Source organism: Mesorhizobium sp. LjNodule214 (assembly GCF_964252735.1).
Lineage (GTDB): Bacteria > Pseudomonadota > Alphaproteobacteria > Rhizobiales > Rhizobiaceae > Mesorhizobium.
Genome location: NZ_CAXUPE020000002.1, coordinates 908,552 through 917,898, shown reverse-complemented (window position 1 = coordinate 917,898; position 9,347 = coordinate 908,552). Strand labels below are relative to the sequence as shown.

Annotated in this window: 9 protein-coding genes; 3 read left to right on the top strand and 6 right to left on the bottom strand. The window is 64.0% G+C overall.

What is annotated here, in order from left to right:
• The first annotated feature begins 1 nt into the window (after position 1).
• From ACSQ3Z_RS18215 to ACSQ3Z_RS18205, 3 genes are all read left to right on the top strand, one after another.
• Complete coding sequence (locus tag ACSQ3Z_RS18215) at positions 2–817, top strand: NAD-dependent epimerase/dehydratase family protein (RefSeq protein WP_436172700.1); 816 nt, start codon at positions 2–4, stop codon at positions 815–817.
• Entirely contained in the window at positions 814–2,019 is a 1,206-nt protein-coding gene (locus tag ACSQ3Z_RS18210; protein ID WP_436172699.1) for an NAD(P)/FAD-dependent oxidoreductase, read from the top strand. The genes ACSQ3Z_RS18215 and ACSQ3Z_RS18210 overlap by 4 nt, the downstream gene beginning before the upstream one ends.
• A 244-nt stretch (positions 2,020–2,263) precedes the next feature.
• Positions 2,264–2,725, top strand: a complete 462-nt coding sequence (locus ACSQ3Z_RS18205) for an ABC transporter permease (protein WP_436173931.1) — start codon at positions 2,264–2,266, stop codon at positions 2,723–2,725.
• A 55-nt stretch (positions 2,726–2,780) separates the two neighbouring features.
• Here ACSQ3Z_RS18205 and dhaL (ACSQ3Z_RS18200) read toward each other — a convergent pair whose 3' ends face one another.
• From dhaL (ACSQ3Z_RS18200) to ACSQ3Z_RS18175, 6 genes are all read right to left on the bottom strand, one after another.
• On the bottom strand, positions 2,781–3,437 hold the full coding sequence (dhaL, locus tag ACSQ3Z_RS18200; protein ID WP_436172698.1) for a dihydroxyacetone kinase subunit DhaL: 657 nt from the start codon (positions 3,435–3,437) through the stop codon (positions 2,781–2,783).
• Between the two features lie 30 nt (positions 3,438–3,467).
• Positions 3,468–5,564 carry a bifunctional sugar-binding transcriptional regulator/dihydroxyacetone kinase subunit DhaK gene (locus ACSQ3Z_RS18195; protein WP_436172697.1) on the bottom strand — a complete coding sequence of 699 codons (2,097 nt, stop codon included), beginning with the start codon at positions 5,562–5,564 and terminating at the stop codon, positions 3,468–3,470.
• Positions 5,565–5,724: 160 nt separating this feature from the next.
• Complete coding sequence (gene dhaL / locus ACSQ3Z_RS18190) at positions 5,725–6,387, bottom strand: dihydroxyacetone kinase subunit DhaL (protein ID WP_436172696.1); 663 nt, start codon at positions 6,385–6,387, stop codon at positions 5,725–5,727.
• Positions 6,388–6,398: 11 nt separating this feature from the next.
• Positions 6,399–7,391, bottom strand: a complete 993-nt coding sequence (locus ACSQ3Z_RS18185) for a dihydroxyacetone kinase subunit DhaK (RefSeq protein ID WP_436172695.1) — start codon at positions 7,389–7,391, stop codon at positions 6,399–6,401.
• 22 nt (positions 7,392–7,413) lie between these two features.
• On the bottom strand, positions 7,414–8,184 hold the full coding sequence (locus tag ACSQ3Z_RS18180; protein ID WP_436172694.1) for an SDR family oxidoreductase: 771 nt from the start codon (positions 8,182–8,184) through the stop codon (positions 7,414–7,416).
• A 61-nt stretch (positions 8,185–8,245) separates the two neighbouring features.
• Positions 8,246–9,232, bottom strand: coding sequence for a substrate-binding domain-containing protein (locus ACSQ3Z_RS18175; RefSeq protein WP_404278881.1), 987 nt, complete (start codon positions 9,230–9,232; stop codon positions 8,246–8,248).
• Positions 9,233–9,347: the final 115 nt, after the last annotated feature.

Sequence of the window (9,347 nt, the reverse complement as noted above, 5' to 3'; positions counted from 1 at the left end):
CATGCCCCAGTACGAACGCATCCTGATCACCGGCGCGGCCGGCCGCCTTGGCTCGGAACTGCGAAAGGGGCTGGTGCCGCTGGCAAAGACGATCCGCCTGGCGGGCCGCGAACCGTTCGGTGATCTTGCTCCGCACGAGGAGGAAGCGGTGTTCGATCTCGCCGACATGGAGGCGACGATCGCGGCCACCAAGGACTGCGACGCGATCGTTCATTTCGGCGGGGCGCCGCTCGAATGCGCCTGGCAGACGATCCTGGATTCCAGCATCCGCGGCTCCTACCACATCTATGAAGGCGCACGGAAACATGGCGTCAAGCGCGTCATCTACGCCTCCTCGGTGCACGCCATCGGCTACCACGAGGTCGAAGCCCACATCTCGGTCGACGCGCCAGTGCGCCCCGACAGCCTGTATGGCGTGTCGAAGAATTTCGTCGAAAGCCTGAGCAGGCTCTATTGGGACAAATTCGGCATCGAGACGGTGTGCCTGCGCATCTTCTCGTCATTCCCCGAGCCGGCCGACCGGCGCATGCTCTGGTCGTACCTTTCCTTCGCCGATTGCGTCCGCCTCGTCGAGGCGTCGCTGACCGCGCCACGTGTCGGCCACACGATCTCGTTCGGCATTTCCGACAACAAACTGAAAATGGTCGACAACAGCGGCGCGAACCATCTCGGATTTAATCCGCAGGACAGCGCGGAACCGTTCCGCGCGGCGGTCGAGGCAAGGACGCCGGTTCCGGATCCGAAGGCGCCATCGGTCAAATATCTGGGCGGCTGGTTCTGCGAACTCGGACATCCGGACGACGAGCCGAAATCGTGAAGCAGAGTTACGATGTCGTCATTGTCGGCGGGGCCGTGATCGGCTCCGCCGTCGCCTATTTCCTGGCTGCCAATCCGGACTTCTCGGGGTCGGTCCTGGTGGTCGAGATGGATCCGACCTATGCGAAGGCGTCGACCTCGCTGTCGTCGTCGTCGATCCGCAACCAGTTCTCCAACCCGATCAATGTCCGCATCAGCCAGTTCGGCACCGAATTCATCCGCAATTTTGCCGACACCATGCAGGTGGGATCCGACAGGCCCGATCTCGCCTTTCACGAGGGCGGCTACCTGTTCCTCGCCAACACCGAGGACCAGGCACAGACGCTGCGCGAACACCATGCCGTGCAGCGGGCCTGTGGCGCGGACGTAGTGCTTTGGCAACGCGATGAAGTGGCCGCCGCCTTTCCGCATCTGAATGCCGACGACATCGTGCTTGCCTCCTATGGCCAGTCCGGCGAAGGCTGGTTCAACAACACCGGCCTGATGTACGGCTTCAAGAACAAGGCGCGGTCGCTGGGCGTCGACTACGTCACCGACGAAGTGGTGGCCATCGGCCGCCAGGGCGGCAAGATCACCGATGCCACCTTGAAATCCGGCGCGGTGATTTCGGCCGGCGTGCTGGTCAATGCCTCCGGTCCCCGGGCGGCGCTCACCGCCCGCATGGCAGGGCTCGATGTTCCGGTGGAGCCGCGCAAGCGCACCTTGTTCGTGTTCGACTGTGCACAGTCTCCCGAGGGGTCGGCTGCCGTAAACCAGGGCCGGCTGCCGCTGATGATCGACCCATCCGGCGTCTTCTGTCGGCCGGAAGGCCGCTTCTTTCTAACCGGGTGTCCGCCGGTGGAAGACCCGTGTTCCGACTGGGATGATTTCGAGCCGCGCTACGACGAGTTCGAGGAGATCATCTGGCCGGCGCTTGCGGCGCGTTCACCCGCCTTCGAGACGATCAAGGCCGTGAACCAGTGGGCCGGGCACTATGATTTCAACACGCTCGATCACAATCTTGTCGTCGGCCCCCATCCCGAGGTCAAGAACTTCATCTTCGCCAACGGCTTCTCCGGACACGGTCTGCAGCAGGGGCCGGCGGCCGGTCGCGGCGTGGCGGAACTCATCGTCCATGGCGGCTTTCGAACGCTAGACCTCTCTGAGGTCGGCTACGAGCGCATCCTTGAGAACCGGCCGTTCCTCGAAAAGGCTGTCATCTGAACCTGGCGTCGTGATCGGACCGGTCACGACGTTGCCGCGCGACCGCGGCTGGCTGGCGCCGCTGCAGCCGTCTGGCGCCCATGTCAGGTCTTGCAAAAGTCCGGTCCTGCCCACCTGTGGACGTACCAGTCGAAAAATCCGATCGCCGTGGCGGTTCCAGCCGCGTCGCAGTCGCGGGGCGCAAGTCGGCTTGCGGGCCTACAGGCTTTGGTAGCCAGCTTGTGAAACGGCGTATCTGGTGCCGATGATCGCGCCCGTCGTCATTGTCGGCGTCGGCATGTATTTCGTGTTTTCGATGACCGGGCTGACCGCCACCTATCCGGGCCTCGTGCTGGCGCACACCGCACTCGCAACGCCGTTCGTGGTGGTGACCGTTTCTGCCGCGCTGACCAGTTTCGACCGCCGCCTTCTATGGGCCGCGGCCAGCATGGGCGCCACGCCGCTGCTGGCGTTCAGGCGCGTGACGCTTCCGGCGATCGGCCCCGGCATCGCCTCCGGCGCGCTGTTTGCCTTTGCGACTTCGCTCGATGAAGTGGTCGTGACGGTTTTCCTGGCCGGGCCGGGGCAGCGCACCTTGCCAAGGGAGATGTTCACGGTTGCGCGCGACACGATGACACCGACCATTGCGGCCGCCGCGACTGTCCTGATCGTGGCGTCGGTATTCCTGCTTGCGGTTTCCGCACTGGTTTCGCGGCGTAAACTATAGCTGTCGCCATCGGACGGCGAAATCCACCGTTCAACCTTCTTGGCCACGCCGAAGACTATCTCGCCGGTTCGCCTTCGCTAAAAGTGTCCTTCATCGCGCGCAGGATGATGACGGCCGAGGCGGCACCCGGGTCCATGTGCCCCAGGGACCGCTCGCCGAGCCTGGCCGCCCTGCCGCGGGCCGCAACCATCGACCGTGTCGAGTTCGCGCCGGCTTCGGCGGCCTCCAGGATGCTGTTCCACATCTCCGGGCATCCGGCAGAACGGGCGCGTGCGTTGACGGCCGCTTCCGTGGCGGGGATCCAGGCATCCAGCATCGTCTTGTCGCCGCGCTGCCCCTTGCCGCGCTCCTTGATGCCGGTGGTCATGGCCTCGACGATCATCGCCTGATCGGCGGCTGAAAGGCATGCATCCTGTTTGAGCGCTTGTGCCGCTCGCCGGAAGGCGGTGGCATAGAGCGGGCCCGTGGAAGCGCCGACGGCATCGAGAAAGGCCGACGCGGCGGCCGTGAAGACCTCCGACGGCAGCGTGTCGTCGAGGTTGAGCTTGGCCAGTTCCGCATTCACCGCCATGAAGCCGAGCGACATGGTGATGCCGTGGTCGGCGTCGCCGATGGCGCCGTCCAGGTCCGAGAGGTGGTCCTTTGCCGCCTCGATCGCAATCGATATGCGATAGAACATCCTGCTCAGGCGTCGCGCGGCATTGTCCGACATCGTGTTCCTCCCAGTTCAAGCAGGATATCTTCAACCAACCCGCAGGACGGCCGTGTCGCAAGGGTGATGCAACAGTTCTGTAAGGTCGGAGTCGAGGTGCATGACCGTTATCGACGCGCCGACCATGTCGAGCGAGGTGCAGTAATGTCCCACCCAGTTCGCTTCTATAGTGATGTCCTTGGCGCTCAGCCGCTGCTCGACACGCCTGAAGAGAATGTACAGTTCCATCATCGGCGTTGCGCCAAATGAATTGACCAGCACCGCGACACGGTCTCCCGCCGCCGGCTTCATTTCCGAAAAGATGCGGTCCATGATCCGGTCGGTGATCGCGTCGGCGCTCATCATCCTTTCGCGGATGACGCCAGGCTCGCCGTGGATGCCCATGCCGATCTCGATGTCGTCGGGGCCGATCTCGAAATTGTGGCGGCGCGTCTGTGGCATCGAGCAAGGCTCCAGCGCGACGCCCATCGTGAAGGTTCGCGCATTGGCCTTGCGGGTCACGGCCTCGCAGGCGTCGAGCGACAATCCGCGGTCGCAGGCGGCCCCGGCGATCTTGAACATGAAGAAGTTGCCGGCAACGCCGCGCCGGCCCTCTTTGTCCTCGAGTGGAGACGAGGCGATATCGTCCGTCGTCACCACCGTGCGGACCTCGATGTAGTGTTCCGCCGCGATCTCGGCCGCCATCTCGAAATTCATCACGTCGCCGGCATAGTTGCCGTAGACGAAGAGCACGCCTTGCCCGCCCGATGCGGCATCGGCGCACTGGAAGATCGTGCCCGGAGGCGGTGACGAAAAGATGTTGCCGACGGCAACGGCGTCGGCAAGGCCCTTGCCGACATAGCCGAGAAAGCAGGGCTCGTGCCCGGTGCCGCCGCCGACCACAAGTCCCACCTTGCCAGGCCTCGGTCCGGTGCGGGCGACGAGGGCGCGATGCGACCCCTTGATCGGCATGACATAGGCGGCGTTGGCCTTCACCACGCCGTCGAGCATTTCCTCGACGACATCATTGGGATCGTTGAGGAACTTCTTGATATGGGTGCGGTAGTTGCTGGGCAGGGCCACGGTGTTGTCGACCCTTGGGCGTTGCGAGAGCTTCTGGTCGAGTTCCGTCACGCCGTCGGCATTGAGGATGCCGCGCCCGGTGGCGGCGTCGGTGATGAGCACGTTGACGTAGCCGCCGCGCAGTGTCGCCAGGATGGCGGGCACCTTGTCGAAACCGCCGGCGACCGCGATCCGCAAGCTGATGGCCTTCAGCATGTCGAGCGAGATGCCGATCGTCCGGTCGTCCAGCGGCCCGGCAACCGGATTGCCTTGCCCGTCGATGAAGCGGCCGGCGACGACGCCCACGGCATCCTTGGCGAGATATTGCTGCAGCGAAACCGATTCAAAGAAGCCGCTGGTGTGGATCGTCGAATTCGGGCGCAGCGACGAGATGCCGAACAGCGCCTTGTTGGCTTTGGCAAGCGCACCGAACTGGCTCTGGATCAACGGCTCGCGCAACAGCATATCGCGAACCTCGGCCGTGGAAACGACCGCCGGCGCCGTGATGTTGATCAGCTTCGCCTTGACCGCGCCGGCGATGGCGGAGGCGCAGAGCTCTGGCGTATAGGCGAAGCTGGCGGCTGTTCCGCCGGTGGCCTGGACGACCGTAACGTCCTGAAGACCGGGCACCGATGCCTGCTCCGCGATCGCCAGGATCGTCCGCCCCCAGGCAACGGCGAGCGTGTCACCGGATTTCAAGAGCTTGGCAAGGGCCTGCGCCGCTGCCCCGCCAAGGCGGTCGATCAGCGGACGCGCATTGTCGTCGCTCGGCACGACGAGACAGTCATGCAGGCCGAAGTGCCGTTTGAGTTCCTGCGCGATCGACAGCGAACTCAGGCGTGACGGCTCAAGCGAGATGTTGACGATGCCGCGGGCGCGGGCGTCGGCCAGATAGCTGTTCACCGTCGCGCGCGAAATGCCCATGATCTCGGCGATATCGCCTTGCGTCATGTGATCTTCGTAGTAGAGCCAGCAGGCCCAGACATACGGGTCGTCGCCGTAGCGCAGCGGAATGGGCTCGGACGCAGCCTCGGCGCCCACTCGCGTGGTTCCGTTCTTGCGCGCCGATGATGCCTTTACAGTCATGCTGCCAGGTTTCCCCGAATCCAAGATCGATCGCCAAGATGAGCGTAAATGGCGGAACACTCAATCTTGGCCTGATGGGGCTTGGTCCGATTGGGCACCAACCCGGCTTCCGGCTGGGAATCAGCCGGAAGCCAGTGCTCGGGAGGAGCCCTGTTCGTGTTCAGCGTCCCACGGTCGCGGACAGCTGCAGTTTCTGCTTGGCCCCGTGCGCCAAAGTTTCCAGGATCAGGGCGCAGGATGTGGCGCCGGCGTCGAGGACACCGACCGAGCGCTCGCCGAGCCGGCTGGCGCGGCCGATCCGCGCCACCAGATCCTTCGTGCTGTCACGGCCTTTTTCAGCCGCGACGACCAGTGCATCCAGGGCTTCCGGGAACGGCTTGCCGCCGGCATTGGCGGCGTCGAAGGCCTCAATGGCCGGGACGAGCGTGTCGAGCAGCGTCTTGTCGCCGACCTTGGCCGAGCCGATCGACTGGACACCGTCGAGACCGTTGGTGAGCATGGCGCTGAACGTCCTGGCATCGATCGACGGGGAACCCTCGATCGTTTCGGCGAATTGCGTGAACATGACGCCATAGAGCGGACCCATCGAGCCGCCGATCTCGGTCATCAGCACGGTGCCCAGCGTGTCAAAGGCCGTGGCCAGCGACATGTCGTTGCCCCGGATCCTGTCCGCCGCCATGCCGAAACCCTTGGCCATGTTGACGCCGTGGTCGCCGTCACCGATCTTGCCGTCGATCTCGCTGAGATAGGCCCGGTTCTCGATGATCCTGTCGGCCAGCGAAAGAACGATGTCGCCGGCGGACGCGTTTTCAAACTGCTGCATGCGCCTGTTTCCTAAAGCCTTGCCGGACAATCGACATCGACGTCCAGCAATCGTTTCAGCTCGGTGTCGAGCGCCATGACCGTGAGCGTGGCGCCGACCATTTCCAGCGAGGTGAAGTAGTTGCCGATATAGGTCTTGTGGATGGTCAAGCCGCGTCCGGCGATCTCCGTCTCGATCGTGTCGTTGAGGATGTAGAGCTCGTTGACCGGGGTGGCGCCGAGGCCGGACACAAGCACCGCCACTTCGGTTCCGGCCGCAAGCGCATGATCGTCGAGGACGACCTTGACCATCTCGCGGGCTATCTCGGCTGCCGGCTTCAGCGGCTCGACCCGCACACCCGGTTCACCGTGGTGGCCGATGCCGACTTCCATCGTGCCCGGCTCGATCAGGAAATTGGGATGCCCGACCGCCGGCAGCGTGCACGGGCCAAGGCCGACGCCAATCGAACGGCAATTGTCGATCGCCCGCTGTGCGATCGCCTGCACCTCCTCGAGGCCGGCGCCTAGCGCGGCCTTGGCGCCGGCGCATTTCCACATGAAGATCTCACCGGCGACGCCGCGGCGCTTCTCGCGCTCTTCCGGCGGCGCCGAACAGACGTCGTCATTGGCGACGACGGTCGCGATCTCGATGCCTTCCTTGGCCGCGAGCTTTATGGCCATTTTCACGTTCATGTTGTCGCCGGCGTAATTGCCATAGAGGCAGACGACACCCTTGCCGCCATTGGCCTCCCGCGCGGCGTCGAGGAAGCTCTTTGCGGTCGGCGATGAGAAGAGCTCGCCGACCGCGACCGCGTCCAGCATGTTGCGGCCGGTATAGCCGATGAAGGCGGGTTCGTGGCCGGAGCCGCCGCCGGTGATCACGCCAACCTTGCCGCCGACCGGCGCATGGCGGGCGGCGATGACGCGCGGGTTGCTGCCCAGCCTGACCAGGTCGGCGTGCGCCTTGACAAAGCCCTTGACCGTATCCTCGACGACCTCGTCGGGATTGTTGATGAACCGCTGCATTGTTACTCCAATCCTCCGCCGCTCAGACAATGGTGTAGCCGCCGTCGACCAGGAGGTCGGCGCCGTTGATCATGTCGGCGCCGTTCGACGCCAGGAACACCGCCGCCGCGGCGATCTCCTGCGGAAAAGCAAAGCGCCCGGTCGGAATGCGCTGCTTCAGCGCCTCGCCGCGCGGGTTGTCCCAGGCCTTCCTGCCGAGGTCGGTGAGCACCACGGTTGGCGAAATCGTGTTGACCGTGATGCCGTGCTTGCCCCATTCGGCGGCAAGCGTCTTCGACAGGCCGATGACGCCGAATTTCGAGGCGCAATAGGCGGCATGCTGGTCGATCGCAACGCTGCCGGCCTGCGAGGCCATGTTGATGATCTTGCCGCCCTTGCCGGCCTTGATCAGGGCGCGTCCGGCGGCCTGGCAGACAAGGAACGTTCCCTTGAGATTGATGTCGATGGTCTTGTCCCAGGCGTCGAGGCTGAGTTCCTCGGCGGGAGCAAGGATGGCGACGCCTGCGCTGTTGACGACGATGTCGATGTGGCCGAAAGCCGCTTCAGCCGCGGCGAACACCGCTTCCACGGACTGTGGATCGGCCACGTCGCAGACGAAGGATTTCGCGCCGTTGCCGAGTTCGTCGGCCTTCGCTCTCGCAACCGATTCATTGATATCGATCACGCCGACGACGGCCCCTTTCGCGGCAAATGCCGACGCAATGGCACTGCCGATGCCGGAGGCGCCGCCGGTGACCAGGGCGACCTTGCCGCCCAGCGAAAAATTGAGATCGACATCTATTGAATCGGTCATGGTTCTCTTCTTCCAGTCCTGATGGAAAGTGGGGCGGGCGGTGGTCCGCCCCACGGTTGTATCACTTGCGCGTCGCAAGCAGCTGGTCGACGTTTTCAGCCGTCACCGGCGTCCACGGGACATTGTAGATCTTCTCCTTGCCGTCGTTCCACGGCATGTCCTTGTAGGTTGTCCAGATGTCGGACTGGGGCTTGTAGTCACCCTTCTTGGCATTGAAGATTGCGAGGTCGAGCGCGCCTTGTGCCTGGGCGCGCGCGTCCTGGAGGATCGAGGTCATCTCGCCGGCCTTGACGGCGTGGAGCGCGTCGGTGATGCCGTCGATGCCGGCAATGGCGAAGCTCTTGACGTCAAGGCCGGCGGCCTTGATGGCCTCGATCGCGCCGAGGGCCATTTCGTCGTTCTGGCCGATCACGCCGTTGATCTGCTTCGGGTGGGCGGTCAGCCAGTTCTCCATCAAGGTCTGGGCTTCAGCGCGCGACCAGTTTGCCGTCTGGTCCTCGAGAACCTTGACGTCAGGGCATTCGGCAAGCGCCTTCTTGTTGCCTTCGAGGCGGGAAATCTGCGCGGACTGGCCGACCGGCCCCTCGAGGATGACGACATTGCCCTTGCAGCCGATCTTGTCGAGCACGGTCTTGGCTTCCATGTAGCCCGAGATCGTGTCGTCTGATCCGACATAGGAGGTCAGCAGATCGGAATTGACGCGGGTGTTCGAGCCGATCACCGGAATGCCCGCGTCGGCGGCCGACTGTACGGCGGCGGCGCCGGCGTCGACGTCGATCGGCGCGAAGATGATCGCGTTGTATTTCTGTGTGACCATCGTCTTGAACTGGTCCTGCTGGACCAGCGCATCATAGCGGCCGTCAAACACCGTCAGTTCGACCTCGCCGCTCTTGACGGCCGGGTGTTCCTGAAGCGCCGCCGCCCAGATCTGCATGAATTCCGCATTCAAGCCGTAGGGTGCTGCACCTATCTTGATCTTCTCCTGCGCCATCGCAGACGAGGCCAGCAGCGCGGTCGCGGATGCGAGCGCAATCATCCATCTTTTCATTTTGTTACCTCCACTAAGTGAGCGACCGACATGGTTCGCCTTTCAACGGACGCGCGTGATGCAGGTCCGGTGCCTGAAGGGGCGTTTGTCGAGCATCGATATTGCCAGAAGCGGA